Below are 24,861 nucleotides of genomic sequence, written 5' to 3'. Positions count from 1 at the left end.
GTGAAAAAATGAATTATGATGTAATTGTTATCGGCGGCGGGCCATCTGGATTGATGGCCGCTATATCTGCCGGTGAAAGAGAGGCTCGCGTTCTTCTCGTAGATAAAGGAAACAAACTCGGAAGGAAGCTTGCTATTTCAGGCGGAGGCCGCTGCAATGTGACGAACAGGCTTCCAGTTGATGAAATCATTAAGCATATTCCTGGAAACGGCCGTTTTTTATTTAGTGCATTTGCAGAATTCAGCAATGAAGATATTATTTCCTTCTTTGAGAACCTGGGGATCCAGCTGAAAGAGGAAGATCATGGAAGAATGTTTCCCGTAACAGATAAAGCTCAGTCTGTGGTTGATGCTCTCTTAACAGAGCTAAGAAGGCTGAGGGTTGAAATAAGAATAAATGAGCCTGTTGAAACAGTTGAATATAAAGATGGTAAAACGGCTGGAGTTTTATTAAAGAATGGGGAATATCTTGAGGCAAAATCTGTTGTCATTGCAGTTGGAGGAAAAAGTGTCCCTCATACAGGAAGTACTGGAGACGGATATGCCTGGGCTGAAAAAGCAGGACATACCATTACAGAACTTTTCCCTACTGAGGTACCGATTACTTCCAGCGAGCCTTTTATTAAAGAAAAAGAACTGCAGGGTCTTGCCTTAAGAGATGCTGCATTAAGTGTATTAAATCCTAAAGGAAAAACTGTGATTACCCATCAAATGGATATGCTCTTTACTCATTTTGGCATTTCAGGTCCTGCCGTTTTAAGGTGCAGCCAATATGTTGTAAAAACAATGAAGAAATTCAATGTAAAGGAAGTCGATGTCAGTATCGACGCACTGCCAGGACAGAATGAAGAAAAGGTATTTCAGTCCATCCATAAACAATTAAAAGATGACCCTAAAAAGGCTGTTAAAAATGTATTAAAAGGACTTCTGCCTGAACGGTACTTATTATTTTTGCTGGAACGAAATGAAATCGATCCTCAAATAACCTTCGCTCATCTTTCCACTGAGAAGCTAAGGGCTTTTGCAAAATCATGCAAGCAATTTCAATTCAAGGTAAATGGAACGCTGTCGCTTGAAAAAGCATTTGTAACTGGCGGAGGGGTATCTGTAAAAGAAATCCATCCGAAAGAAATGGCTTCTAAATGCATGGATGGTCTTTATTTTTGCGGAGAAGTGCTCGATATTCACGGCTACACAGGAGGATATAACATAACCTCAGCCCTGATTACCGGCCGGCTGGCAGGAAAAAACGCGGCACTCCACGCAAAGAATATGTAAAACTCGGGCTTTCCCGAGTTTTTTTATACCCTATATAAAATAAGAGCTGAAAAACAGTAGACCTGTTCCCCTTCTGCATCACAAGTTGCAGCGACAGAATACTTCATTTCAACGATCTGCTCTTCCGTCAGCTTCGATAAAAAATGATTCACTTCAGATTCGAGATCCTTCTCATGTTCTTCGTCAAAAACAGCTACCTTAAGCACCTTAACACCACCCCATATCACAGCCTTCCGCATACTGCTGATGCTCGCAATTGCGCTCATAAAGCTTAAAGATTTTTCCGTCCTCAAACAAATAATCGTATGTTAAATCATATTGTTTGCCCTCTTCATTTATGACAAGCTTTCCAATCAATTCCCTGCCGACGTAAAGCTCGATGAACTCTTCCTGAACCTTAGCTGTAACCCTCTTCGTTACCTCAAGCTTATGATAATCATTCATCGCTCTTCCCCTCCTTAACACAATGTATGAAAGAGAGCCTATTTTATGTTCTAACAATTGTAAGCGATCACAAAAGAGAAATCAGCCGGCTCAATGACGGTTGATTTGCTCCAAAGAGAAATCAGCAGGTTCAAGACTGTTTGATTTTCTCCAAAGAGAAATCAGCCGGTTCAAGACTGGCTGATTTTCTCCAAAGAGAAATCAGTCGGTTCAAGACTGGCTGATTTTCTCCAAAGAGAAATCAGTCGGTTCAAGACTGGCTGATTTTCTCCAAAGAGAAATCAGCCGGCTCAATGACGGTTGATTTCTCTGCTATCTTAATTTCTAAGAAAACTACATCAAACGGATCACACAGAAATAATCCGGGCGAAAGCACGGGTTTTTTGCTCCAGAAAGGAATTAGTTCAAAACCGAATGCAAAAAAGCAGACTGAATGCTCTCCAATCTGCCCTAATTAATTATATTGTCAAACCACTTCTTACTCGTTCTCTTCACCCTTAGGCTTCGTTTTTCCTTGCCACTCAAGCATTCCGCCTGTCATGCTTCTAACTTTGTAACCTTGATCCTGAAGATACATACAGACATTTTTACTTCTTTTTCCTGAACGGCAAATAAAAACATACTCAGTGTCTTTGTCAAAGTAAGAAAGATTATCCGGAATATCACCCATTTTAATATGCTTCGCAACAGGAATCATACCGCCAGCAACTTCCTCATCTTCGCGAACATCTACAATAGCTACTTTTTCTCCCTTTTGAAGCTTTTCATCAAGCTCGGCTGGAAAAATTTCTTTAATTTCTGACATACTTAATCATCCTTTCAACAATCATACATGCATTATAGCAAAAAGGAATAAGAAAGGAGAAACATGCCACTTCACTTTCTCACTCTTTCCATTCCATTTACCTCCCCCTGTATATCACCATTTTCACCTATGAGAAGCCTCCCTATAGAAGAAGTTTAGTCATCTTCCTTATTTCATGGACATACCTATATAAAAGAATGGATTCGGTTTTTATAATTGTTGAACGAAAGGAAATGAGTAATCTTGAAGAAAATCCTTTTTATATTAGCTGCCGCAATAGGCTTAATCATTGTGTCTTATGCTGATCATGCTCATGAAATGAGTACAGCCTTATCAGATGAACAGGATGCTGTTCCTGTTTTTAATTATTCTTCAGAAAAAGAGGAAGTCCCTAAGCAAACTTATTCTTCACTGGATGAACGGCTGGTGAATACGTCAGAGGCTGATGGCTACATTGTGGAAAAATATCAGGAGTTTGAAGTTTATAAGGATTCTAAAGGCAATGTTGTAAAAAGCGTACCAACGTCTAATTACAATTATTTGCGTTATAAAAAAGATGAATAATCCTAGGAAAACTCGATTATCCATATTTTCAGGAAAACCATATTAAAAGGCGTGCAACGCAGATGTGCACGCCTTTGTCCAATTATTTTTTTTTAATTGGCCACAATATTCACTAGCTTCCCTGGCACCGCAATGATTTTTCTCACCGTTTTGCCTTCAAGCTGTTCTTTTACCGTTTCATCATCCATAGCTAATTGCTCAAGCTGTTCTTTTGATAAATCCTTAGGAACAGTCAGCTTCGCGCGGATTTTGCCATTCAGCTGTACGACAATTTCAATTTCATCTTCTACGAGCTTGGACTCGTCGTATTCAGGCCAGGCCTGATAAGAAATCGTTCCTTCATGGCCAAGCTTTGTCCAAATTTCTTCCGCAATATGCGGTGCCACCGGCGCAAGAAGCTTCACAAAGCCCTCCATATATTTCTTTGGAAGCTCAGTTGCTTTGTATGCATCATTAATGAATACCATCAGCTGGGAAATCGCTGTGTTAAAGCGCAGACCCTCGTAATTCTCCGTTACTTTTTTCACTGTTTGATGGTAGCTTTTCTCAAGGCTTTCACCATTATCATCCGTTATTTTCGGATTCAGCTCACCATTGTCTTCGACATATAATCTCCATACACGGTCAAGGAAGCGTCTTGCTCCATCCAGCCCTGTTGTTGACCAGGCAATAGATGCTTCAAGAGGTCCCATGAACATTTCATACAAACGAAGTGTGTCTGCTCCATGGCTTTCAACAATTTCATCAGGATTGACAACATTTCCTTTTGATTTGCTCATTTTTTCATTGTTTTCTCCAAGAATCATCCCTTGGTTAAACAGTTTTTGGAACGGTTCTTTTGTTGGAACCATGCCGATGTCAAAAAGGAACTTGTGCCAGAAACGGGCATACAGCAAATGCAGAACAGCATGCTCAGCTCCGCCAATATACGTATCAACCGGAAGCCATGCATTCAGCTTTTCAGGATCAGCAAGCGCTTCTTTGTTGTTTGGATCAATGTAGCGGAGGAAGTACCAGCAGCTTCCAGCCCATTGCGGCATTGTGTTGGTTTCCCTGCGTCCTTTTTTGCCTGTTTCAGGATCTGTTACATTTATCCATTCTTCAATATTGGCAAGCGGTGATTCTCCTGTCCCTGAAGGTTTAATTTCAGTTGTGACCGGAAGAACAAGCGGCAATTCTTCTTCTGGAACAGCGGACATTGTACCGTCTTCCCAGTGAATGATAGGAATTGGTTCGCCCCAGTAGCGCTGGCGGCTGAACAGCCAGTCACGAAGTCTGTATGTGACTTTCTTTTCACCTTTTTGATTGGCTTCCAGCCACTCAATCATGGCAGATATCGCTTCTTCTTTGTTCATGCCGTTAAGAAAATCAGAATTAACGTGCTTGCCGTCTCCTGTATAAACTTCCTTGGAGATATCTCCTCCTTCAACCACTTCGATGATTGGAAGTTCAAATTTCTGTGCAAATTCATAATCTCTCTCATCATGAGCAGGAACGGCCATGATTGCACCTGTGCCATAGCTCATTAAAACATAGTCAGCGATCCAAATAGGAAGTTTTGCTCCGTTGACAGGGTTAATAGCATGAGCCCCTGTGAAAACACCTGTTTTATCTTTAGCAAGGTCAGTTCTTTCCAAATCACTCTTTGATTTCACTTTGTTCAAGTAGTTTTGAACTTCTTCTTTTTGACCTTTAGAAGTTATTTTGTCCACAAAAGGATGCTCCGGCGCTAATACAGCATAGCTTGCTCCGTAAAGCGTATCAGGGCGAGTAGTGAAAACAGTGAATGTTTCATCGAAACCATCAATGCCAAATGTTACTTCAGCACCTTCAGAGCGTCCGATCCAGTTGCGCTGCATGTCTTTGATGCTCTCCGGCCAATCAACCTCTTCAAGATCCTCAAGCAAACGGTCTGCATACGCAGTAATTTTCAGCATCCATTGTTTCATTGGACGGCGTTCAACAGGATGTCCTCCGCGTTCGCTTTTACCGTCAATTACTTCTTCGTTCGCAAGCACAGTGCCAAGAGCAGGACACCAGTTAACAGCCACTTCATCTATATAAGCAAGGCCCTTTTCATATAATTTAAGGAAGATCCACTGAGTCCATTTATAGTATTCCGGATCAGTTGTATTTACTTCTCTATCCCAGTCATAAGAAAAACCAAGAGACTGGATTTGTCTTCTGAAATTATCGATATTCTTTTTTGTAAATTCAGCCGGGTCATTGCCTGTATCAAGGGCATATTGTTCAGCAGGAAGCCCAAAAGCATCCCATCCCATCGGATGCAGAACATTATAGCCTTGCATGCGTTTCATTCTGGAAAGAATGTCTGTTGCCGTAAAGCCTTCCGGATGCCCTACATGAAGGCCTGCTCCAGATGGATACGGAAACATGTCAAGCGCATAGAATTTATTTTTGTTCAAATCGTCTGCTGTTTTGAACACTTTTTCATTTACCCAATAATTTTGCCACTTCTTTTCAACTTCCTTATGGTTATAGCTCATTTAAATCCTCCTAAGTCCTGCCCATAGCATTAGTGAACTAATCGTATCATGAAAGGTCAATAAGAAACAAAGCAGTGAACAGCCAAGCGGCAATAAAATCTTGGAGAAAAACAAAAAGACTCCCGTCCCTAAAAAAGGGACGAGAGCCATCTCCCGCGGTACCACCCAGTTTAGTGTAAAAACACTCACTTTGAATCCGTAGCGTGGATCAGACGGCAAATCTTACACCGCTTCAAAAGCGTTTCACATTTGCAACTCAAAAGGCGAGTTCATGAATACCTGTGACTGGCTTGCACCTGGCGCCAGCTCTCTTAACACACGCTGTTCACTACTATTCCTTATCACCGTTCATATATATCATAATCTGATCTTATTTTATAGAATATTCGCCAAGGATGCAAGCTGTTCAATTTTATTAGGGAAAAAGCTAGACTTGAGGCTGAAAGGATGAAAGTTTTCACGGATGGGGTGAATGTTTTTTGTGTCGCTCTTTTTCTAAAGGAGGCTCTGTGTCTTCATTTTGTCTGACAAAATCAAAGCTTCTAAGTACAGCGTCTCCGCTGTAGCCGGCCACAATTGACAAGATGACAAGCTGAAGTGAGGTTTTCGGCTCTGATGATAATACGAGCAAGATGGCCGCGGCTATACCAATCAAAATATCTTCCCAAAATCCAATGTATACAAAGCGTTTGGTCATTCTTGGCTTTTCCAATCTGCCCTTTCGCTTTATATGTCCCAAAAGCCCCATGACTCCCCCGATACATGCAGCAACTAAAACGGCTTGTAACATAACACCACCCTTCCCTAAGCCGATTTACTATCAGTTACTTCAAGTTTTCTCTATATAAAGGACCAGCGGGAATAGTAAAGCTTGTTTACTTACATTATACCATTAGCGGGCTCACAAGCGTGAACAATAAGGATGATTTTTTTAATTATTCCAAATAATTAAATTTAACTATTTTGCTATATTTTAAAGAAAGGTTTAATACGCCGTTAAGCCTATCCCTAGCTGGGTTTCTTCAAAAAAAAAATTATTTTCGCATGGATTAGTCATTTTCTCTTTAAAACTGACAAAAAAAAGGGGCGTTCTACGCACCTTTTTAGTCCAGTTTCCATTCTTTTTTAAGAGCCAACAGCTATGCTTTTTGCGTCTTCTTTTCCCTTTTTCAAGTGCTTGTCACACAGGAAAGTAAAGACCATACCAGCTATGAGCAAGCCTATTAAAACACCAAAAAGAACCGTCATATTAAAATAATCTGCCAGCATGCCTCCAAGGAGCGGACCAATCATTCTTCCGCCTGTAGCATTGCTGTTAATAAATCCTTGATAAAATCCTTCTCTTCCTTTTGGCGCGAGGCTGTTTGCAATTGTAGGGACAGCAGGCCATACAAGCATTTCACCAAATGTCAGAATAACCATTGCCACAAGAAAACCTGTGAATTCTGATGCTTGGGCTGCAGCGATGAAAGATATAATAAAGATTACGATTCCGATTACCATTTGATGCTTCAGTGTTTTTGCAGCAAATTTTACGAACCAGGAAACCAGCGGCTGAGCCAGGACTATTAAAGCGCCGTTAATTGTCCAAAGAAGACTGTATTGGCTAAGGGAAATATGCAAATTCTGAGTATGGGCAGCAATGGTTGACTGCCACTGGACATAAGCAACCCAGCAAAGCAAATATCCGCTCGCAATAAAGGACAGCGCAAAAAGCTTGCTGCGGCTTTTCTCAGGAACGCTGCTTTGAATAACAGCTGCTGGATTAATAGTCTCTCCTGCAATATTTCGAAATCCGAAAAATACGACCAAATAGAAAACGGCATAGAGAAGTCCGTTTGCAATGAAAATCAATTCAAAGGAATAGGAGGCTACGATTCCGCCAAGTGCTGAACCAAGCGCTACTCCAAAGTTCTGTGCAACATATACAGCATTAAAGGCCTTTCTGCCTCCCTCAGGCCAGACTGTACCGGCCATCGCATATGTAGCAGGAAACACAATCCCTGTTCCAAAGCCGATAATAGTAAGAAATACGATATAGGCAGGCCATTCATGATTAAATATTAACCCCGCTAATGCAAGCGTCGTAATGATGATTCCAGTCAGGATCGATTTATATCCTCCGATTTTATCAAACAAGACACCTCCGGCAAGGTTTCCAACAACACTTGCCCCCGCATTCAGCATCAGGACAAATCCTGCAACAGTCAGGGATTTGCCTAATTGATCATGGATATAAATAGTGTTCAAAGGCCATAGGAATGAAGAAGCTGTGACATTTATGATCGTCCCGATTACTAAAAGCCATAGAGATCGCGGCAATTGAAATCCCCCTTTATGTGAAAACTCTTTTTCTGAAGTCCATTCACTCAAGCAATGAACCTCAGTACAATTAAAAAAACATAGAATAGATTTAATCAACTTTCAAAGTCAGTTAAAAAGGCATAAAAAGAATAAAAAAGACCATAAAAAAGACGAAAGCGCATGGCGCCTCCGCACGTACCTTCTGTTTCCACTAGAGAATTGTATGTTTTTTTTCTTTTTTTTTCAACTGTATTAACCTCAAATTATTAAAATTTTTACTTTGTAATCCTTCAGTATTTTCAGTGAATATAGAGGTCTCCTGGAACAAAGGATTTTCAAGGTTTCGTTATCTTTTCAACTGTATTGTTTGCTTCTTAAAATATGTGATCCAGCTTAAAGAAGAGCAGAGAGACAAGCAGTAATAAAGGCATGATAACCCATGCAAGCTTTTTCATTTCAGCTACATTTCCCGCCGCAAAGCGGATAAGACATTAATCCTTGTTGCTTTAGCAGCCGGTCTCATTCCAGAAAGGATCGCAACTCCAATACTGATAACAGCTGAAATGAGGACAAGGCTCGGAGGAATATAAGAGAAAGTCATCTCAAATCCCTTACTGCCTGCAGTGGAGGATAAAATCATTGGAATGATTTGATTGGCCGCCATGCTTATACCGTAAGAAATGAAAATGCCAATGACAGATCCCAAGATCCCAATCCAGGCGCTCTCCATTAAAAATATCCGTTTGATGATTTTAGGCTGAGCTCCAATGGCCTTCATAATGCCTATTTCCTGTGTTCTTTCCGTTACTGCCATTGTCATTGTGTTGAAAATCCCTATGGAGGCAATCAGTACGGCTATTGTCCCGACAAAAATCAGTCCGATTTTAAACACATTAAAGAAGACGTTCATTCCTTTTACTCTCTCTGAAATAGAATCTACTAAATAACCCTTTTCCTTTAGAGTATTTGAAATATCTTCTACTTGATCAATCGATGATGCATAGGCATTCAGCTCATCAAATTTTGTTTTCTTCTCACCAGTGAAGGCCTCGAAGGCAGGCTGATTTTTGTCACTGATTAAAATATTTGTATCCATGACATATTCGAGCGACGGTTTTTTGGCAATTCCGACTATTTTGAAGGGGTAGGTCTTAGTTTCTTTTTTCCCATTAATCATTTTGACAACATCTAAACTGACTGTCTGGTTCAGTAAATTGCCTGTAAACCCTTTAGGGTCCTGATAGGAATCTTCGGTGTCAGGGTTTTGGATATGTTTGAGATAGGCCGCTTTCTCCTTTTCCGTCAGCAGCGTTTTTCCAAAATGATAGCCGACCACAATTTCATCGGGTGATTTGGGAAGACGTCCTTTTTCAAGGGTGAGATCCGCTTTGGTTTCTTCTTTCATATCAGTTAAAAAGGGGCGGATATCATTGCTTTTTCTGTTTTTAAATGTAATGGCAGGACTTGTTTCAGGATTGTCTGTCCCAATAAAAATGCGGTGTACAACAGCCTTGACCCCATCCACGTTCGAAATGTTTTGGATTTCGCTAGGACCAACTTTGGCTTCCTTTTTTCCATCCTTCTCTTTCCCTGCCACAGATATCTCGGTCAGGATCTGCTGTTTTTCAATTTCGTTCACTGCTGACTTTTGCAAACCAAAACCAACCGAAGCAAGCACGATCAGAAAAGCACAGCCCATTGTTGTAGCAAGGACAGTCATGAATACGCGAAGCCTGTTTTTTTTCATATTTCTTCTGACAAGACTGATTTGATCTTTAAACTTCAACTCTTTCACCCCTATTTTCTAGAATTCCATCTGTTAACCGGAATTGTTTGCCGCTGATTTTCGCAACTTCATCATCATGAGTAATGATAAAAAAGGTGATGTTTTTTTCCTTGTTGAGTTCCTTGATCAAATCCAGAATTTCATTTTCCGTTTCAGAATCGAGGCTTCCTGTTGGTTCATCTGCCAGGATTATTTCAGGATTCAAAATCAGTGCCCTGCCAATACTGACTCTTTGCTGCTGCCCGCCTGAAAGCTCACTTGGATAATGACTTCCGTGTTTTTCAAGTCCGAGCCTATTCAGCATCTCAAGCACCCTTGATTTTCTTTCTGCAGGTGATACGCCTTTTAAGGTTAACGGCATTTCAATATTTTCAAAGGCTGTGAGGCTGGGGATGAGCTGAAAGCTCTGAAATATAAAGCCAAAATGATTTAAGCGGAACTCCGCCCATTGTTTTTCATTGAAATCTGTAACGTTTTGGCCTTCGATCATGATCTCGCCATCGGAGGGTTTCATATAGCCAGAAATAAGATTAAGAAGTGTTGATTTTCCAGAGCCGCTCCGCCCAACAATAGCAGCAATTTCTCCTCTTTCTGCTTCCAGCGTAATATTTCTCAATACTGGAATTTCTTCTTCCTTCCCCTTTTTCCCGATAAAAAAGGAATGGGACAGATTTTTTATTTGAATCATTCTCGTTTTCCTCCTTTAATTAATTTTAAATTTTTGGTAAATCAAGAAGTATCCTATTGCTAAGCCTATAGCCGCTCCAATCAAAACACCGATAAAATAGCCGTAATATTGTCCAGATGAAAAAGAGTAGCCCGCACTGCCGAATCCCATTACCCCGAGCAGGATCACAATAATTTGAACTGGATGATTTATTCCTTTCCACAAAAAGAAATAACCGTTTCTTTCTATAGGCTGTTTCACAAAAGAAAAATAGGCAATGAGAGAAAATATGACAGTATATACAAGCGGTACAACCGGGCTGGCAAATCCTTCTCCATTAAAAATGAGGGAGTTGCTTGGGGAATACTTCAGTACCCACTTGTACTGATTATCAAGCTCTATATACGACGCTCCATGCGTAAAAACGTTCACATTTGCCATCAGCAGCGTGAAGAAAAGAACCGGCAAAACCATTACACTGAAAGCAACAAGTCCTTGAGCGAAGCTCGTTCCCGTTAAACAGCCTGCTGCAAAGATCAGCGTGTAAAACATAAGCAGGCAAGACGGATACAAAAGGTAATAGTCATGAAAGCCAGTGACTTTAGCATGTGTAAACTGAAAAATGGCTGCTGAAAGAAGGTAAGAAATGAGCACAGGAATGATGATGCTAAGTACGCCATTCAGCCACTTTGTCATGAATAGCCTTCTTCTGGAATAAGGAAGCGATAGCGAAAAATCAAACGTCCCTCTTGACCGTTCTATACCAAGCTGCAAAATGGGAAAAATGATGAGAGCGTACATGGAAATTCCTATAAACGAATTATGTGAAAAGTTAAAAGCAAAGACTGGATCAACTGGCTGGTTTAACTTAAGCAGCTGCAGATGGGATGAATAAGCCGACCAGATCCGAAAGGGAACTTCAACAACAAGCACGAGCCACAATAGAAATATGACGGCCTTATTCTGTTTCCATTCTTTTAAAAATAAACCTGTGCCTATCATTGGTGCTTCCTCCCAAACTTTGAAATAAAGACTTCCTCAAGAGTGACCGGCATTTCGTTCCATATACTCGGTTTGATGGAATGAAGCCATTCTCTTTTGCCTGCATCATTTTTATCGAGCAGAACCGTATAAAATACTCCAGTATGGCTTAGAATCGGTATTCTTCTTTCCAGCAGCAAATCATGCACATCTTCTTCAATGGCAAACTGAACTTTCGTAAAATCCCCTTTCAGCTCATCCATATCTGCCAAACCTGTCAGGTGATTATCTTCCAGAAATCCAATGCGGCTGCAAATTCTCTCCAGATCTTCAAGTCTGTGCGATGTGATCAGAATGGCTGTCTCTCTTGTTGCTACTTCATCAATCATCAGCTGCAGAATGTCGTGCCGTGTGACAGCATCAACTCCATCTGTCGGCTCATCAAGCAATATAACTGCCGGTCTTGAAGAAAACGCCATTACTAATGAAAATTGTTTTTTCAGTCCTGTTGACAATTCTCTGTATTTTTTTGTTTCAGAAAGGTTATACCGTTTCATCAGCGTTTCGGCATAAGCTTGATCAAAATCCGGGTAAATGCTTTTGTACAGCTTAGCTAATTCCTTGAATGAGTATCTTTCGTAAAAGGGGTTCTGCACAGGCATATAAATGATTTTTCTCTTGACTAGGGGATGGCTTCCAACTGAAACATTTTCGAAGGATACATCGCCCTCATCCGGCAATAGGATTTGCTGAATGATGCGAAGAAGAGTGGTTTTTCCTGATCCATTTCGGCCGAGCAAACCGAATATTTCTCCGGGATAGAGAGTAAAAGAAACCGAATCAAGGACAAGCTGGCCATTCATCCCTTTAGAGATATTTTTAACTTCAAGCATCTTTTTGCCCCCCCACTTCTTTTTTAATATCATCAATCCATTCATGAATTTCATTTATATCTATTCCTGCATAAACCGCGTCAACGATCAGAGTTTTCAGCTGGTCTTTTAGCATCTCAATCTTCCCCTCATCCAATTTTTTTGCCGCGGTTTCAGAAACATAGGTCCCTCTTCCGCGCAGCGTTTCGATGATTCCTTCCCGCTCAAGTTCCTTATATGCTTTTCCGACTGTATTTGGATTAGCGACAATAATGGTTGAAAGCTCACGCACAGAAGGCAGCTTATCTCCAGGTTTTAAAGCCCCTTTAAGACAAAGCTCCTTCATTTGCTGAACAACTTGCTCGTAGATAGGGGTTGAACTCCGAGGATCAATTTGGATCATCGATCTCCCTTCTTTCTCCAATTGGTTTTAATGTGTTAAGTGTATTATATTAAGTAATACACTTAATACATTATGAGATATTTGATAAAAAGTCAATCCGTTTTGGAAAATTTTATATAAAAACAGAATCGTTTTCGATTTTTCTCTTTAGTCAATAAAAAAGGATGCAGCCTTTTGTTCGGCTGCATCCTCTTCTATTCCCTATCCTGCTCGATATCATTTTCGCTTTCTACTACCACGTCAATGTGGCCTTGTTCTTCAAGCTCAGTCTGCTTTTGAAAAGCCTCTTCTTCTGTAGGAAAAACAGGGCCTGCAAAAACTCTTTCCAGCGTATCTTTATCTGTATATTGTACGATAAAACTTCTTACATCCATTTTCATCGCCTCCAGTTTTGTGATTCCCTTTAGAAGGCGGCGGCAAACCAGTGTGAGGGCTTACCCGGAATATGGCTATTTCTCTGTATGCTGCTTTGATTTGATAGGCTGGCTGGTTTTGGCATTAGCTCCCTTAATTTCGTTTAAAGCAATGGCTTCTTGACCAACTTCGAAATCATGCTTGCTGCCGTTTTTTGTTTTTTGTTCAGGATTGTTTTGCTTGGATCTTTTTTTCATGTCAGCCTCCTAATGGCTTTGGAGAATCATGTTATTTTGGAGCTCCTGCAGCTGAAGACGCATGCGGTAAAGTTCTTCACGCTGCTGTTCATTGGAACTTAAGGAAAGCTTATTAATGTCATTCACAGCATCTTCAAGCATTGTTTGAGCTTTTGTATATTCTGTATCGTTATAATGCTCCTGCATACATCCGCTCTTGAACTGTTCTTCCGCATATTGAAGTGTTTCAGAACACATTTTCAAGTGATCGGAAACCGATTGTCTTGTTGCCATCTAAAGCATCTCCCTTCTGCCTTTGAAGCGAAAAGCTTCACCATTAGTTTGCTGCAGCAGGATGGTTTTACCCTTTTAAATTTATGGCAGCTTGATTGTTTTCAGGGGAAATTTATGTTACCATATTTTGATAAAAAAAATCCTTTTAGGAGGCTGCTGATTTGAATCAGTACAATCCTTTTTTATACGCAAGTGATGATAAACGTTACCATACATGGAATTATCATCTTCGCTGCCATTTTGGCCACAAGGTATTTAAAATAGCTCTTGACGGCGGATTTGACTGCCCTAATAGGGACGGCACAGTCGCTCATGGAGGCTGTACTTTTTGCAGTGCGGCAGGTTCCGGTGATTTTGCTGGAAACCGGGCTGATGATCTGCTGACACAATTTAATGAAGTAAAATTAAAAATGCATCATAAATGGAAAGATGGAAAGTATATGGCGTACTTCCAGGCTTTCACGAATACTCATGCACCTGTTGAAGTACTGCGTCAAAAATATGAAACGGTGCTTGGTCTTGAGGATGTAGTTGGTCTTTCTATTGCGACAAGGCCTGATTGCCTTCCGGATGATGTCGTTGAATATTTGGCGGAACTGAATGAGCGAACTTATTTATGGGTTGAACTTGGCCTTCAAACGGTTCACGAAAAAACAGCGAACCTTATTAACAGAGCCCATGACTTCAATTGTTATAAAGAAGGCCTTGAAAAACTCCGCAAGCATGGTATTCGTGTCTGTACACATATTATTGACGGATTGCCGATGGAAGATGAAAAAATGATGATGGAAACGGCAAGAGAGGCTGCAAAGCTCGATGTCCAGGGGATTAAAATTCACCTGCTTCATTTGCTTAAAGGCACTCCAATGGTTAAACAATACGAAAAAGGGATGCTTGAATTTTTGTCCTTTGATCAATATGTGAGTCTTGTCTGCGATCAGCTGGAAATATTGCCTCCTGAGATGATTATTCACCGAATTACCGGTGACGGGCCAATCGATTTAATAGTAGGCCCAATGTGGAGTGTGAACAAGTGGAGTGTATTAAACGCTATTGATGAAGAGCTGAAGAAAAGGAACAGCTATCAGGGCCGGTATTACAACCTTGAAAGGACTGGCGTTTAATGAAGCTTGATGGCATTCTTCCTTTTTGCAGAAAACTCTTGTCATTAGCTGTTTCTGAGGGAGACATCGCGGTTGATGCTACTGCCGGAAAAGGAAATGACACATTATTTCTGGCAAAACTTATAGGTGATAACGGACATGTTTACAGCTTTGATATTCAAAAAGAGGCGATTGATGCAACAAGAGAAAAGCTCGTTTTAAATAAATTGGACCACAAAGTGACTCTTATTCAGACCGGACATGAGAACGCAGCCGAAGTCATTCAAAAAGCGCATGCAGGAAGAGTTGCTGCAGCTGTTTTTAACCTGGGCTACCTTCCCGGCAGTGATAAGTCTGTCGTTACAAAGCCAAATACAACAATACAAGCGATACGAGAGCTTTTCCGTTTAATGAAGCCAGCAGGAATGATTGTGCTCGTGGTTTATCACGGCCATACAGAAGGACAGGCCGAAAAAGAAGAATTGTTATCATATGTACAGGAGCTTGATCAAACAAAGGCACACGTCATGCAGTACGGATTTATTAATCAAAAGAACAATCCGCCTTTTATCATTGCCATCGAAAAGAGAGGATAAAGAGGCGGATGATGCAAAACGATAGGCAGTACCTGGCTGATGGAAGACATTCCACAGCTTTTTGCGTTTTATTGTGATGCTAAGCAGGTTTAGCATATATAGAAGGAAATTCAAACAACTATTCCAACATAAAAATTATTAAGGGGGTGTTTTTATGCCATCCATTATAAGCCATGAAGAAGCCATTATTAAGTTATTTTTATCCTTCGCAGTCGGATTAATCATAGGGTTTGAAAGGGAAATCAAGAAAAAGCCTTTAGGATTAAAAACAACCATTATTATCTCGGTTAGCTCCTGTTTGCTGACATTAGTATCCATTGAGTCAGCCTATACCTTTGCAGAAGCCTATAAAAGTCCGATGGATCCTCTTCGTCTTGCTGCCCAGATCGTTTCAGGTGTTGGTTTCCTCGGTGCTGGTGCTATTTTAGGAAGAACAATGATGTGATCAGTGATCAGCGGCTTAACAACGGCTGCCATCGTTTGGGGCGCTGCAGGCCTGGGCATAACGATTGGAGCCGGTTTTTATATAGAAGCCGTTACTGCGACCATTATGATGATTCTTTCCATCGATTTGCTTGCACCGTTCCTAAAAAAATTTGGTCCAAAGACGCTAAGGCAAAAAGAAATGAAAGCAAAAATATTCGTAGGTGAGGAAAAGAATATCCAAGATGTCCTTTTTGAACTTAAAAAAGAGAATCTGAATATAAAATATATTCGGATCAGAGATCAAAAGGATGATCTGGCAAGAAAAGTTGAACTTGCACTCATGACTGCTGAAGACCTTCATACTTCTGAAGTATACGAGAGATGGGTGTTCTTTCTGTAGAAATTGAATTGGCTGGATAATGCCCTTTCCAAAATACAAAAGAGGACTGACTCTGTTTGCGTGCAGAGTCAGTCCTTTTGTTTTTCTGTGCTAAAAAAAGCACATGGATAGTTAAGAGCTTTTTTTCGATGAGAACTTCTGTATGGTTCTGTAAGCTCTTCCATTCAAATAAAAGAACAGAGAGGTGGTACCGCCATGCCTTAAAAGTCTTCGGGCAATTTTGTTAAGATCCCTTTGCCCTGCTACTTTATTGTCTGATAAATATACTCCAAGCAAGCCCCTGTTAATCAGCCTGTGAAAGCTTTCATGAGGGATGCCTTCCAGATTTGTATCAGCCTGACTGATAAAATGCTGCATTCTGTCAATCATGTCTTCGCGTGTTGGATAATAGCTGCAGAAGTTCAGATCACCGCCGATCCGGTCTTCTTCCTCATCAATTAAATAATCAAGCAAAATATGCAGCCCCTGAATGTAAGGGAAATAGCTGTCTCTGATTTTAAGAGCCATATCTTCATTAAATGACTGCTGGAAGGCATATGCAACTAAACAGAAAATCCCTAATGTCGAACCGGCGCATGCGGAAAATTCGTACCATTCCATAGCAGGCAGCTGCTTTCGATGCCCTTCAAACCAGTTTTCCAGACGGGGAACCCGTTCTTCAAATGTAACATGCTTATGTACCTGAAGATCACAATAATAGCCGGAAAGCTCAAGCAGATGGCTTTTAATCAGATCGTATTCAGGAAGATTCCTTAGGATCCGCTGGCACGTTGAAACGAGATCATTTAAATAGCCGCCATCATTTTGCTCTGTTCGGAATTGATAAAAATTTTTTGTTTCAGCACCGCACGTCAGAGCATCCGGCATCGACTGATGAAGCATTCTAAAATCGACAGGATCAAGACTTGTACTTCTGTCACATAAATTATCGAGATAATCACTGATGGTCTGATAAGCAACAATAAATTCAATGCACTCTCTCAAATAAGGGCCAGAAAGAATGGCAAGAATACTTCCGCCCTCGCAGTGAAAGCTTTTAGAATCTATACTTGCCAATGCCTGTTTTCTAAGCTCCGGGTCGGGAATGCTTTCAGCCTTTTCCCTCCAATTTCCGAGATATTCATGAACAATCGGGAATACCTCCCTATAGACTTTTGTCATTAACCCAAGAGGATTCCCCGGGATATTCATACTTATTCACTCCATTCACTTTCCGGCAAGTGTGAATCTGCAAAATGCTTTGCCATGTTAAATACTTTATCACGGTCAGGTTCATTAAAGATCTCGTGGTAGAAGCCTTTCCATTCTTTGTAGGACTTTTCCAGAGCATCCAGCCGGTTAAACCAGGATCTGACTGCCATTTTCTCTACTATTTTATCATCTCCGCCCTGCATAAGCAGAACCGGGACATCAGGAAAGTCTTTGATTTTTGTATGAGCTTCTTCGATAGCTTTTACTAATTCCCTGTACCAGCGCACTGAAACCTTGGTAACGTACAGCGAGTCATTTTCATCCTCATCACGGATTGATTTATTGCGGGTCGCAATATCGATGCTGAGTTTCGAATTCAGTCTGAAAGAAGGTGTAATCATATTCAATCCTTTTGACAGTAAATCAAGCGCAGGGTTTGGTTTATTGACAATTCCGAGGCATGGGGATGAAAGGATCACTCCGCTCAGCAAATGATGTTTTTCCTGAAGAGACCTGATCACAATCAATCCGCCCATGCTGTGCCCGAGCAGGAACACGGGGAGCTCATATTTGCCGGCCTCTGTAATCCAATCATTCACTTCTTTTATATATTCATCAAAAGAGTCTATATGGCCTCTTTGCCTTGTGGACGTACCCTGGCCGGGAAGATCTCCCATAATAATATGATATCCCGAACAGCGCCACATCTCAATCAGCCATCTGTATCTTCTATGATGTTCTGCTGCTCCGTGTACGGCAACAATTACACCTTTCGGGCGTTCAGCCAGCCATTTCCACATCGTATCCACTCTCCTGCTGTTATAAATTTTCTGCTGTTATTAAGAGCGTTTAACTCTTATGTAAATCTCTTTAAAAGCAAATGATTTTACGGTTTTCCTTTTAAGAGACACCTGATATCCTGTGTAAATATTTGCTATTATAAAGAAAGCATCACAAATTTGAAAGGAATGAATATTCAAATGATCTATCCTTACAAAGGAATCATCCCCAAAATTTCCGATTCAGCTTACATTGCTGACTTTGTCACTATTACAGGGGATGTTGAAATTGGTGATAAGTCAAGCATTTGGTTCAACACAGTGATCAGGGGAGATGTGGCCCCTACCATCATCGGAAACCGCGTTAACATTCAGGATCAATGCTGCCTTCATCAAAGTCCTGATAATCCCCTCATTATTGAAGACGAGGTTACTGTGGGCCACCAAGTCATCCTTCACAGCTCCATTATTAGAAAGCATGCTCTTATCGGCATGGGCTCCATTATTCTTGATGGTGCCGAAGTAGGCGAGGGTGCTTTTATAGGTGCAGGCAGCTTAGTTCCTCAAGGAAAAAAAATACCTCCTGGCACCCTGGCATTCGGCAGACCTGCCAAAGTCGTCCGAACCCTGACGGAAGAGGACTTAAAAGATATGAACCGGATCCGGCAGGAATACGTTGATAAAGGACAGTTGTATAAAAACACCAATTCTATAACTCATTCTTCATAAAAGGCTTTATGTTTATGTTATCATTGCCGGATGATTCATAAAATAAATCACCGGCTTTTTTAAGCCTCTTTTCTTAAGCTTTGTCGCTCATGATTCTATATATAGTCCTTGAAACCATTGGGATGGCAAAAACTTTTAAAAAAAGATGCCCCGATGCTAGTCTATATGCGTGATAAAAGCATGTACGAAAAACAACAATCTCTGCGAAAACAGTCTTTTTTAAAAACGCTTCATAAGACGAAAAACATAAAAAGAAACCCTTTTTACTCTTCTCTAAAAATTTTTAAAGAATTTGCAAAGAAATGATTGGAATTCTTTACAATATCTTATTATTAACTAAATATTTCTAACTTACAATGATAAGAAAAGGGGTAAAGGAGCATCTATGATGAAGACTAAACTCATTGCAAACATGTATCATTTTGAATGTAGACTGTTTCGCAGCTTGAACCGTCATTTTGACCGTAAAGCTTTGAATTTTTACTTCAGGAATATTACTCATGTCGGCGGAGCTGCTTCAACCATTTTTGTTTGTCTCTTCCTTATTATTTTTACTTCAGGAGCGTTGCGTTTTGCAGGAATCGCGAGTGCAGCAGCTCTTGCGCTCAGCCATATACCAGTTGCCATCGTGAAAAAACTCTACCCGCGCAAGCGTCCATATATCACACTTCATGAAACAAAAGTTCCTGCAAATCCTTTGGAGGATCATTCATTCCCTTCTGGGCACACTACAGCGGTTTTTTCAATCGTTGTCCCGCTCCTTATGTTTATGCCCGGTCTTGCTATTGTTCTGATCCCGCTTGGAATTAGCGTTGGCCTTTCAAGGATCTATCTTGGCCTTCATTACCCGTCGGATGTTCTTGCAGGTTTCTTACTGGGAACTTCCACAAGCATGTTAAGCTTTTTGGCCGTAAGTCAGATTATTTCAAACCAGATGTTGTCCTAAAAAGAGATTTGGTCCGATCTTAAGCTCTGGGGGGATTCAATTGAAAATAGCATTATTTACAGATACGTATGCTCCTGATGTTAACGGAGTTGCGCGTACATTAAAACGGTTCACTGATTATTTAGATACAAAGGGACATGAATACAAAGTTTTCGCTCCTGAAAGCACACAGGAGTCCCTTTTTTCCAGTCATATTCACCGATTTGCCAGCTTCCCGTTCTTTTTATATCCGGAATGCAGGGTAGCGTGGCCCAATATGCTTCAGGTCAAGGCAGAGCTTCAGAAATTTCAGCCTGACCTCATCCATATAGCTACACCCTTTAACATCGGATTCTGCGGACTGCACTATGCGAAAAAATTGAATATCCCAGTTGTAGGCTCTTATCATACAGATTTTGATCAATACCTTGACTATTATGATTTGCAATTTTTCTCGAAATTTTTATGGAAGTATATGCACTGGTTTCACAGACCGTTCCAGAAAATTTTTGTTCCCTCAATGGAAACAAAGGATCAGCTGAGAAAACAGGGTTTCCGCAATCTTCATATTTGGGGCCGCGGGGTTGATTGCTCCCTATTCAAGCCCGATTTTGAAGATCTTGATCTTCATCATGAATACGGCATTAAAGAAAAATATATTTTAACATATGTAGGCCGGCTCGCTCCTGAAAAAGATATTGAAACACTGATGAAGATATCCCATCAGCTCCCGGCATCCATGAAAGACAAAGTTCATTGGGTCATTGTCGGAGATGGTCCTTCCAAGACCGAGATGGAAAAGCAGGCGCCGGATAATATGACCTTCGCCGGTTATTTAAGCGGCAAAAATCTTGCGCGACTGTACGCGGGTTCTGATTTATTTGTATTTCCATCTCCAACAGAAACCTTCGGAAATGTTGTACTGGAAGCTCTTGCCTGCGGAACGCCAGTTGTTGGCGCAAATTCAGGCGGTGTAAAGAACATCGTACAAGAAGGCAGAACCGGTTCATTATGCGAACCAAGAAATGCAGAAGATTTCATTCAAACAATCGGCCGATTGCTGGGCAATGAAGGTCTTCGTAAGGAAATGAAATATCATGCCAGAAAATATGCTCTCTCACAGACATGGGACCAAATTTTTGACGGACTTTTAAAAGAATACGAAGATGTTTTGATTGAGCTTGATGAAGTTCGTTATGCGTAACGCCATTATTCCAAGCTTATATACATGATCATGTTTCAAAAAATGACTGTTTAGAAAAAGCCTCAGGCCGTATTACATTGGCTAAAGGCTTTTTTCGTACCGGGAATATTTCAGTGGACTCAAAAAAGCCCGGGAATTTTTTTCCCAGGCTTTTGGATGTAAGACGATTATTTAACGGAAGCAAGCAGTGCTTCCACTTTGTCTGTTTGCTCCCATGGAAGATCAAGATCATTACGGCCAAAATGTCCGTAAGCTGCTGTTTGTTTATAAATTGGACGGCGAAGATCAAGCATTTTGATAATGCCTGCAGGACGCAAGTCAAAGTTTTCGCGAACTGCTTCAACAAGCTGCTCTTCAGTTGCATTTGAAGTACCAAAAGTGTCGATCGAAATGGAAACAGGCTGAGCAACCCCAATGGCATATGCAAGCTGAACTTCACACTTGTCTGCTAGACCTGCTGCCACGATGTTCTTAGCTACATAGCGTGCAGCATAAGCTGCTGAACGATCAACCTTAGTAGCATCCTTACCAGAGAATGCACCGCCGCCGTGGCGAGCATAACCGCCATAAGTATCTACGATAATTTTACGGCCAGTAAGACCAGCATCCCCTTGAGGACCTCCTATAACAAAGCGGCCTGTAGGGTTAATGAAATACTTTGTATTTTCATCAATCAACTCTGCAGGAACAACTGGTTTAATCACATGCTCTTTCAGATTCCGCTGAATTTGCTCCAGGCTTATTTCAGGGTGATGCTGAGTAGAGATAACAATTGTATCAATACGAACAGGCTTATCGTTCTCATCATACTCAACTGTAACCTGTGTTTTACCATCTGGACGAAGGTAAGGAAGAATCTCTTCTTTGCGTACTTCTGTAAGACGGCGAGACAGCTTATGAGCTAATGAGATTGGAAGAGGCATCAATTCTTTTGTTTCGTTGTTGGCATAACCGAACATTAAGCCCTGGTCTCCTGCACCGATTGCTTCGATTTCAGCATCTGTCATTAGTCCTTCTCTTGCTTCAAGAGCGCGGTCCACTCCCATTGCAATGTCAGCAGACTGTTCATCGATGGAAGTCAATACAGCACAAGTTTCTGCATCAAATCCGTATTTTGCCCGAGTATAGCCGATTCCTTTAATTGTTTCACGGACAATTTTTGGAATGTCAACATAGGTTGTTGTAGTAATTTCTCCGCTAACGAGGACAAGGCCAGTTGTAACGGATGTTTCACAAGCTACACGCGCATTCGGATCTTTTGCAATGATGGCATCAAGAATGGAATCTGAAATTTGGTCACAAATTTTATCCGGATGTCCCTCCGTAACAGATTCTGATGTAAATAGACGGCGATTTTTTGTCATTCTGTTTCCTCCTTTGACTCATTTATTTTGGTTACATGATTTCTTGCTGAGACGGAACTCATTCCCTTTTATCTTTACCTTTTAAACGATCTTTCTAAAATGAAAAGTTAGATTGAAACGTCTGGTTATAATTTGGAATCAGATAAATCCTTGAGCATTTTTCATCTAACTCTTTTCTGCAAAGCTTGCCTAACTGCTTTGTAAGAAAAGAGAAGTACAAAAAAATCCCTTCCTAAAGAGGAAAGGGATTGTAGTCTGCCTTTCGCTCTTATCGTTCAAGGCCTGTTGCCTTGCCTCAGATTAGCACCTTTGCCTGAAAAAAGGCTTTTTCATTGGCACACACTATTTTTTGTGCTGCCATTCCAAAGCGTTTTTTTTCGATAACCAGGTTGCTGGGTTTCATAGGGCCTGTCCCTCCACCAGCTCGGGATAAGAGAATCCGTTCAAAGTCATATATTACCCCAGAGTTCTGTCAATTGTCAACAAAAAATGACACGCCCTATTTTTTTTAGAAGGTTCTATTAAAAGAGAAATTTTTAAAGGTTTTTCTATGAATTTGCAGAAAACATTAATGAGATGATTTATTATATAAAACATAAACCTGTCCCAAAAACCAATTAAACATGGGATTTGATAATTAGTCGTACCAAATGAACAGCTTTGGCATAAATCGCATTAATTAGTATAGATTATTCACTTAAATGTGTTATACTATTTATGAGTAAATGACCAATAGTGCTAATTATTGGTACAAATAGGATTAGAGCAGTGACTACCAAGCAAAGGAAGGGTATGTGGATGAATACAATTACAATCACAAATGAGCTTGCACAATTACTATCTGGAGAAAATGTTTTTCACAACTTATCTGTACCACAGCTCGTTGAAAAGGTTTTATCCAGAGATGAAGCTGTTCTGACCTCAACTGGAGCTATTCGCGCAACTACAGGCGCTTACACTGGGCGGTCGCCCCGTGATAAATTCATCGTTAAGGAAGCTTCTGCAGAGGATAAAGTTGACTGGGGTACAGTAAACCAGCCGATTACAGAAGAGGCTTTTGAAAAACTGTATATCAAAGTTGTCAGCTACTTAAAGGAAAAGAATGAGCTGTTTGTATTTAAAGGTTTTGCAGGTGCCGACGAAAGATACCGCTTGCCGATCCAGGTTGTGAACGAATTTGCCTGGCATAACCTTTTTGCCCATCAGCTTTTCATTCGTCCGGAGGGTGATGATCTGCTTAAACATGAGAACCCTTTCACGATTATCTCCGCTCCAAACTTTAAAGCAGATCCTGAGACAGACGGAACAAATTCAGAAACCTTCATTATTATCTCCTTTGAAAAAAGGACCATCCTAATTGGAGGGACTGAATATGCAGGAGAAATGAAGAAATCCATTTTCTCCATTATAAACTATTTGCTTCCTGAACAGGGAATCATGCCGATGCACTGTTCGGCAAACGTTGGCCAGGAGGGAGACGTGGCCCTTTTCTTCGGACTTTCCGGCACAGGCAAAACAACACTCAGTGCTGATGCCAGCCGCAAGTTAATCGGAGATGATGAGCATGGCTGGTCAAACAGAGGCGTTTTCAATATTGAAGGCGGATGCTATGCGAAATGCATTAATCTTTCTGCTGAAAAAGAACCGCAAATTTATAATGCCATCCGTTTCGGTTCTGTTTTAGAAAACGTGGTTGTGGATGATGATTCAAGAGCGGCTGATTACGATCATGTTTTTTACACAGAAAATACTCGTGCAGCCTACCCTCTTGAAGCCATTGATAACATCCTAAAGCCAAGTGTTGCAGGCCATCCTTCAACGATTATCTTTTTGACTGCTGATGCCTTCGGAGTACTACCTCCAATCAGCAAGCTGACGAAAGAACAGGCTATGTACCATTTCTTGAGCGGTTATACGAGCAAGCTTGCAGGTACGGAAAGAGGCATTACATCGCCACAGGCTACTTTCTCTACTTGCTTCGGCTCACCATTTCTGCCGCTTAGAGCAAATGTTTATGCGGAAATGCTCGGTGAAAAAATTGCAGAGCATGAAGTAGAAGTATACCTTGTCAATACTGGCTGGACCGGAGGGGAATACGGAGTCGGCAAACGGATGAAGCTTGAATATACACGGGCAATGGTACAGGCGGCTCTTGAAGGTGATCTTCAAAATGCCGAAACATCAACAGATGAAATATTCGGCCTGAAGATTCCGCTGCATGTCCCTGGAGTACCTGGTGAAATTCTCATCCCTTCTGCGACATGGGATGATAAAGACGCATATCTGAAAAAGGCTCAAGAACTGGCGGCACAATTTCATCGAAATTTCAAAAAGTTCACAAGTGTTCCTTCTGACATTGAATTGTTTGGCGGACCGTCATACCAGTTATAAAAAAAGCACAAGGTGCCTGCCTATCAGCATGTGACCTGAAGCCGATGATAAGTGGAGCTAGGTTCAGTGCGAAAACTGATTTAAAAAATTTTGATATTATAAAGAAAAAGATGCGCTTGGAAAAAGCGCATCTCAGACTGTCGACAAACTCCTCGATTTTGAGGAGGATGTTGGCAGTTTTTTTGTATAATGAAAGAAGTAACTAGTGAGGTGATTGAAATGCTGTCTAAAAATAATCAAATGAATCGTGATCAAATGG

Annotated in this window: 25 protein-coding genes, 1 pseudogene, 1 riboswitch and 1 other annotated feature; of the genes and pseudogenes, 9 read left to right on the top strand and 17 right to left on the bottom strand. The window is 40.9% G+C overall.

All coding sequences use genetic code 11. The annotated features are described in order from the left end of the window. Positions 1 to 8: 8 nt before the first annotated feature. A complete protein-coding gene (locus tag ACOT8F_RS05235; RefSeq protein ID WP_421650519.1) occupies positions 9 to 1,277 on the top strand; it encodes a BaiN/RdsA family NAD(P)/FAD-dependent oxidoreductase in 1,269 nt (422 codons plus the stop codon). 23 nt (positions 1,278 to 1,300) lie between these two features. Here the strand turns inward: ACOT8F_RS05235 and ACOT8F_RS05230 are convergent, their stop codons facing one another. The 3 genes from ACOT8F_RS05230 to ACOT8F_RS05220 all read right to left on the bottom strand — a co-directional run bounded on the left by ACOT8F_RS05230 (position 1,301) and on the right by ACOT8F_RS05220 (position 2,526). Beyond that, positions 1,301 to 1,483 carry a sporulation protein Cse60 gene (locus ACOT8F_RS05230; protein ID WP_421650518.1) on the bottom strand — a complete coding sequence of 61 codons (183 nt, stop codon included), beginning with the start codon at positions 1,481 to 1,483 and terminating at the stop codon, positions 1,301 to 1,303. Between the two features lies 1 nt (position 1,484). Beyond that, positions 1,485 to 1,721 carry a DUF2553 family protein gene (locus ACOT8F_RS05225; protein ID WP_421650517.1) on the bottom strand — a complete coding sequence of 79 codons (237 nt, stop codon included), beginning with the start codon at positions 1,719 to 1,721 and terminating at the stop codon, positions 1,485 to 1,487. A gap of 478 nt (positions 1,722 to 2,199) precedes the next feature. Next, a complete protein-coding gene (locus tag ACOT8F_RS05220; RefSeq protein ID WP_421650516.1) occupies positions 2,200 to 2,526 on the bottom strand; it encodes a rhodanese-like domain-containing protein in 327 nt (108 codons plus the stop codon). 243 nt (positions 2,527 to 2,769) lie between these two features. Between ACOT8F_RS05220 and ACOT8F_RS05215 the strand changes: the two genes are divergently transcribed. After that, entirely contained in the window at positions 2,770 to 3,090 is a 321-nt protein-coding gene (locus ACOT8F_RS05215) for a hypothetical protein (RefSeq protein ID WP_421650515.1), read from the top strand. Between the two features lie 92 nt (positions 3,091 to 3,182). On the opposite strand, the gene leuS is transcribed toward ACOT8F_RS05215, so the two are convergent. From leuS to ACOT8F_RS05160, 11 genes are all read right to left on the bottom strand, one after another. Continuing rightward, positions 3,183 to 5,597, bottom strand: coding sequence for a leucine--tRNA ligase (gene leuS, locus ACOT8F_RS05210; RefSeq protein WP_421650514.1), 2,415 nt, complete (start codon positions 5,595 to 5,597; stop codon positions 3,183 to 3,185). A gap of 132 nt (positions 5,598 to 5,729) precedes the next feature. Next, positions 5,730 to 5,951 (bottom strand) — a binding site (T-box leader). Positions 5,952 to 6,054: 103 nt separating this feature from the next. After that, complete coding sequence (locus tag ACOT8F_RS05205) at positions 6,055 to 6,387, bottom strand: DUF4257 domain-containing protein (protein ID WP_421650513.1); 333 nt, start codon at positions 6,385 to 6,387, stop codon at positions 6,055 to 6,057. 335 nt (positions 6,388 to 6,722) lie between these two features. Beyond that, positions 6,723 to 7,919, bottom strand: coding sequence for an MDR family MFS transporter (locus ACOT8F_RS05200; RefSeq protein ID WP_421650512.1), 1,197 nt, complete (start codon positions 7,917 to 7,919; stop codon positions 6,723 to 6,725). A 442-nt stretch (positions 7,920 to 8,361) separates the two neighbouring features. Beyond that, entirely contained in the window at positions 8,362 to 9,687 is a 1,326-nt protein-coding gene (locus ACOT8F_RS05195; protein WP_421650511.1) for an ABC transporter permease, read from the bottom strand. Continuing rightward, positions 9,677 to 10,375, bottom strand: a complete 699-nt coding sequence (locus ACOT8F_RS05190) for an ABC transporter ATP-binding protein (protein WP_421650510.1) — start codon at positions 10,373 to 10,375, stop codon at positions 9,677 to 9,679. The genes ACOT8F_RS05195 and ACOT8F_RS05190 overlap by 11 nt, the downstream gene beginning before the upstream one ends. A 15-nt stretch (positions 10,376 to 10,390) precedes the next feature. Next, the gene (locus tag ACOT8F_RS05185) at positions 10,391 to 11,356 is read right to left on the bottom strand and encodes an ABC transporter permease subunit (protein ID WP_421650509.1); all 966 of its coding nucleotides are present in this window, start codon (positions 11,354 to 11,356) and stop codon (positions 10,391 to 10,393) included. Then, positions 11,353 to 12,228, bottom strand: a complete 876-nt coding sequence (locus ACOT8F_RS05180) for an ABC transporter ATP-binding protein (protein ID WP_421650508.1) — start codon at positions 12,226 to 12,228, stop codon at positions 11,353 to 11,355. The genes ACOT8F_RS05185 and ACOT8F_RS05180 overlap by 4 nt, the downstream gene beginning before the upstream one ends. Beyond that, positions 12,221 to 12,610: a GntR family transcriptional regulator gene (locus ACOT8F_RS05175; RefSeq protein WP_421650507.1), complete on the bottom strand. Its 390-nt coding sequence runs from the start codon at positions 12,608 to 12,610 to the stop codon at positions 12,221 to 12,223. Before ACOT8F_RS05175 ends, ACOT8F_RS05180 begins: the two co-directional genes overlap by 8 nt. Before the next feature lie 194 nt (positions 12,611 to 12,804). Beyond that, positions 12,805 to 12,984 carry a hypothetical protein gene (locus ACOT8F_RS05170; RefSeq protein ID WP_421650506.1) on the bottom strand — a complete coding sequence of 60 codons (180 nt, stop codon included), beginning with the start codon at positions 12,982 to 12,984 and terminating at the stop codon, positions 12,805 to 12,807. Between the two features lie 75 nt (positions 12,985 to 13,059). Then, a complete protein-coding gene (locus tag ACOT8F_RS05165; RefSeq protein ID WP_421650505.1) occupies positions 13,060 to 13,221 on the bottom strand; it encodes a glycogen biosynthesis protein GlgD in 162 nt (53 codons plus the stop codon). A gap of 9 nt (positions 13,222 to 13,230) precedes the next feature. Beyond that, positions 13,231 to 13,494: a YtzC family protein gene (locus ACOT8F_RS05160; protein WP_421650504.1), complete on the bottom strand. Its 264-nt coding sequence runs from the start codon at positions 13,492 to 13,494 to the stop codon at positions 13,231 to 13,233. Positions 13,495 to 13,655: 161 nt separating this feature from the next. Between ACOT8F_RS05160 and mnmL the strand changes: the two genes are divergently transcribed. The 3 genes and pseudogenes from mnmL (at position 13,656) to ACOT8F_RS05145 (ending at position 16,019) form a co-directional block, all read left to right on the top strand. After that, a complete protein-coding gene (mnmL, locus tag ACOT8F_RS05155; protein ID WP_421650503.1) occupies positions 13,656 to 14,618 on the top strand; it encodes a tRNA modification radical SAM protein MnmL/YtqA in 963 nt (320 codons plus the stop codon). Beyond that, complete coding sequence (gene mnmM, locus ACOT8F_RS05150; RefSeq protein WP_421650502.1) at positions 14,618 to 15,193, top strand: tRNA 5-(aminomethyl)-2-thiouridylate-methyltransferase MnmM; 576 nt, start codon at positions 14,618 to 14,620, stop codon at positions 15,191 to 15,193. The genes mnmL and mnmM overlap by 1 nt, the downstream gene beginning before the upstream one ends. A gap of 154 nt (positions 15,194 to 15,347) precedes the next feature. Beyond that, positions 15,348 to 16,019: pseudogene (locus ACOT8F_RS05145) on the top strand (MgtC/SapB family protein). 111 nt (positions 16,020 to 16,130) lie between these two features. Here the strand turns inward: ACOT8F_RS05145 and ACOT8F_RS05140 are convergent. Together ACOT8F_RS05140 and ACOT8F_RS05135 are read right to left on the bottom strand one after the other, a co-directional pair. Further along, positions 16,131 to 17,210: a tetraprenyl-beta-curcumene synthase family protein gene (locus ACOT8F_RS05140; RefSeq protein WP_421650501.1), complete on the bottom strand. Its 1,080-nt coding sequence runs from the start codon at positions 17,208 to 17,210 to the stop codon at positions 16,131 to 16,133. A gap of 2 nt (positions 17,211 to 17,212) precedes the next feature. Beyond that, on the bottom strand, positions 17,213 to 18,010 hold the full coding sequence (locus ACOT8F_RS05135) for an alpha/beta hydrolase (RefSeq protein WP_421650500.1): 798 nt from the start codon (positions 18,008 to 18,010) through the stop codon (positions 17,213 to 17,215). 180 nt (positions 18,011 to 18,190) lie between these two features. Between ACOT8F_RS05135 and ACOT8F_RS05130 the strand changes: the two genes are divergently transcribed. The 3 genes from ACOT8F_RS05130 to ACOT8F_RS05120 all read left to right on the top strand — a co-directional run bounded on the left by ACOT8F_RS05130 (position 18,191) and on the right by ACOT8F_RS05120 (position 20,847). Next, complete coding sequence (locus tag ACOT8F_RS05130) at positions 18,191 to 18,718, top strand: gamma carbonic anhydrase (protein ID WP_421650907.1); 528 nt, start codon at positions 18,191 to 18,193, stop codon at positions 18,716 to 18,718. Between the two features lie 388 nt (positions 18,719 to 19,106). Next, the gene (locus ACOT8F_RS05125; protein ID WP_421650905.1) at positions 19,107 to 19,664 is read left to right on the top strand and encodes a phosphatase PAP2 family protein; all 558 of its coding nucleotides are present in this window, start codon (positions 19,107 to 19,109) and stop codon (positions 19,662 to 19,664) included. Positions 19,665 to 19,704: 40 nt separating this feature from the next. Next, positions 19,705 to 20,847 (top strand): glycosyltransferase family 4 protein, encoded by a 1,143-nt coding sequence (locus tag ACOT8F_RS05120; protein WP_421650499.1) that lies wholly within the window; start codon positions 19,705 to 19,707, stop codon positions 20,845 to 20,847. A 167-nt stretch (positions 20,848 to 21,014) separates the two neighbouring features. Here the strand turns inward: ACOT8F_RS05120 and metK are convergent, their stop codons facing one another. Then, positions 21,015 to 22,211 carry a methionine adenosyltransferase gene (gene metK / locus ACOT8F_RS05115; protein WP_421650498.1) on the bottom strand — a complete coding sequence of 399 codons (1,197 nt, stop codon included), beginning with the start codon at positions 22,209 to 22,211 and terminating at the stop codon, positions 21,015 to 21,017. Between the two features lie 265 nt (positions 22,212 to 22,476). Continuing rightward, a riboswitch (SAM riboswitch) is annotated at positions 22,477 to 22,647 on the bottom strand. Between the two features lie 362 nt (positions 22,648 to 23,009). Here metK and pckA point away from each other — a divergent pair. Then, positions 23,010 to 24,602, top strand: coding sequence for a phosphoenolpyruvate carboxykinase (ATP) (pckA, locus tag ACOT8F_RS05110; RefSeq protein WP_421650497.1), 1,593 nt, complete (start codon positions 23,010 to 23,012; stop codon positions 24,600 to 24,602). Positions 24,603 to 24,861: the final 259 nt, after the last annotated feature.

It is taken from the genome of Chryseobacillus diguaensis, from assembly GCF_049220665.1.
GTDB lineage: Bacteria > Bacillota > Bacilli > Bacillales > Bacillaceae > Metabacillus_B.
Note: the sequence above shows the minus strand (reverse complement) of the source record. Positions and strands in the feature narration are given on the sequence as shown.

Bases quoted from the DNA above. Each gene is read 5' to 3' on its own strand.
- ACOT8F_RS05235 (WP_421650519.1), top strand. From the start codon at position 9: ATGAATTATGATGTAATTGTTATCGGCGGCGGGCCATCTGGATTGATG.
- ACOT8F_RS05225 (WP_421650517.1), bottom strand. From the start codon at position 1,721: ATGAATGATTATCATAAGCTTGAGGTAACGAAGAGGGTTACAGCTAAG.
- ACOT8F_RS05220 (WP_421650516.1), bottom strand. From the start codon at position 2,526: ATGTCAGAAATTAAAGAAATTTTTCCAGCCGAGCTTGATGAAAAGCTT.
- leuS (WP_421650514.1), bottom strand. From the start codon at position 5,597: ATGAGCTATAACCATAAGGAAGTTGAAAAGAAGTGGCAAAATTATTGG.
- ACOT8F_RS05205 (WP_421650513.1), bottom strand. From the start codon at position 6,387: ATGTTACAAGCCGTTTTAGTTGCTGCATGTATCGGGGGAGTCATGGGG.
- ACOT8F_RS05190 (WP_421650510.1), bottom strand. From the start codon at position 10,375: ATGATTCAAATAAAAAATCTGTCCCATTCCTTTTTTATCGGGAAAAAG.
- ACOT8F_RS05185 (WP_421650509.1), bottom strand. From the start codon at position 11,356: ATGATAGGCACAGGTTTATTTTTAAAAGAATGGAAACAGAATAAGGCC.
- ACOT8F_RS05180 (WP_421650508.1), bottom strand. From the start codon at position 12,228: ATGCTTGAAGTTAAAAATATCTCTAAAGGGATGAATGGCCAGCTTGTC.
- ACOT8F_RS05175 (WP_421650507.1), bottom strand. From the start codon at position 12,610: ATGATCCAAATTGATCCTCGGAGTTCAACCCCTATCTACGAGCAAGTT.
- ACOT8F_RS05170 (WP_421650506.1), bottom strand. From the start codon at position 12,984: ATGGATGTAAGAAGTTTTATCGTACAATATACAGATAAAGATACGCTG.
- ACOT8F_RS05165 (WP_421650505.1), bottom strand. From the start codon at position 13,221: ATGAAAAAAAGATCCAAGCAAAACAATCCTGAACAAAAAACAAAAAAC.
- ACOT8F_RS05160 (WP_421650504.1), bottom strand. From the start codon at position 13,494: ATGGCAACAAGACAATCGGTTTCCGATCACTTGAAAATGTGTTCTGAA.
- mnmM (WP_421650502.1), top strand. From the start codon at position 14,618: ATGAAGCTTGATGGCATTCTTCCTTTTTGCAGAAAACTCTTGTCATTA.
- ACOT8F_RS05140 (WP_421650501.1), bottom strand. From the start codon at position 17,210: ATGAATATCCCGGGGAATCCTCTTGGGTTAATGACAAAAGTCTATAGG.
- ACOT8F_RS05135 (WP_421650500.1), bottom strand. From the start codon at position 18,010: ATGTGGAAATGGCTGGCTGAACGCCCGAAAGGTGTAATTGTTGCCGTA.
- ACOT8F_RS05130 (WP_421650907.1), top strand. From the start codon at position 18,191: ATGATCTATCCTTACAAAGGAATCATCCCCAAAATTTCCGATTCAGCT.
- ACOT8F_RS05125 (WP_421650905.1), top strand. From the start codon at position 19,107: ATGAAGACTAAACTCATTGCAAACATGTATCATTTTGAATGTAGACTG.
- metK (WP_421650498.1), bottom strand. From the start codon at position 22,211: ATGACAAAAAATCGCCGTCTATTTACATCAGAATCTGTTACGGAGGGA.
- pckA (WP_421650497.1), top strand. From the start codon at position 23,010: ATGAATACAATTACAATCACAAATGAGCTTGCACAATTACTATCTGGA.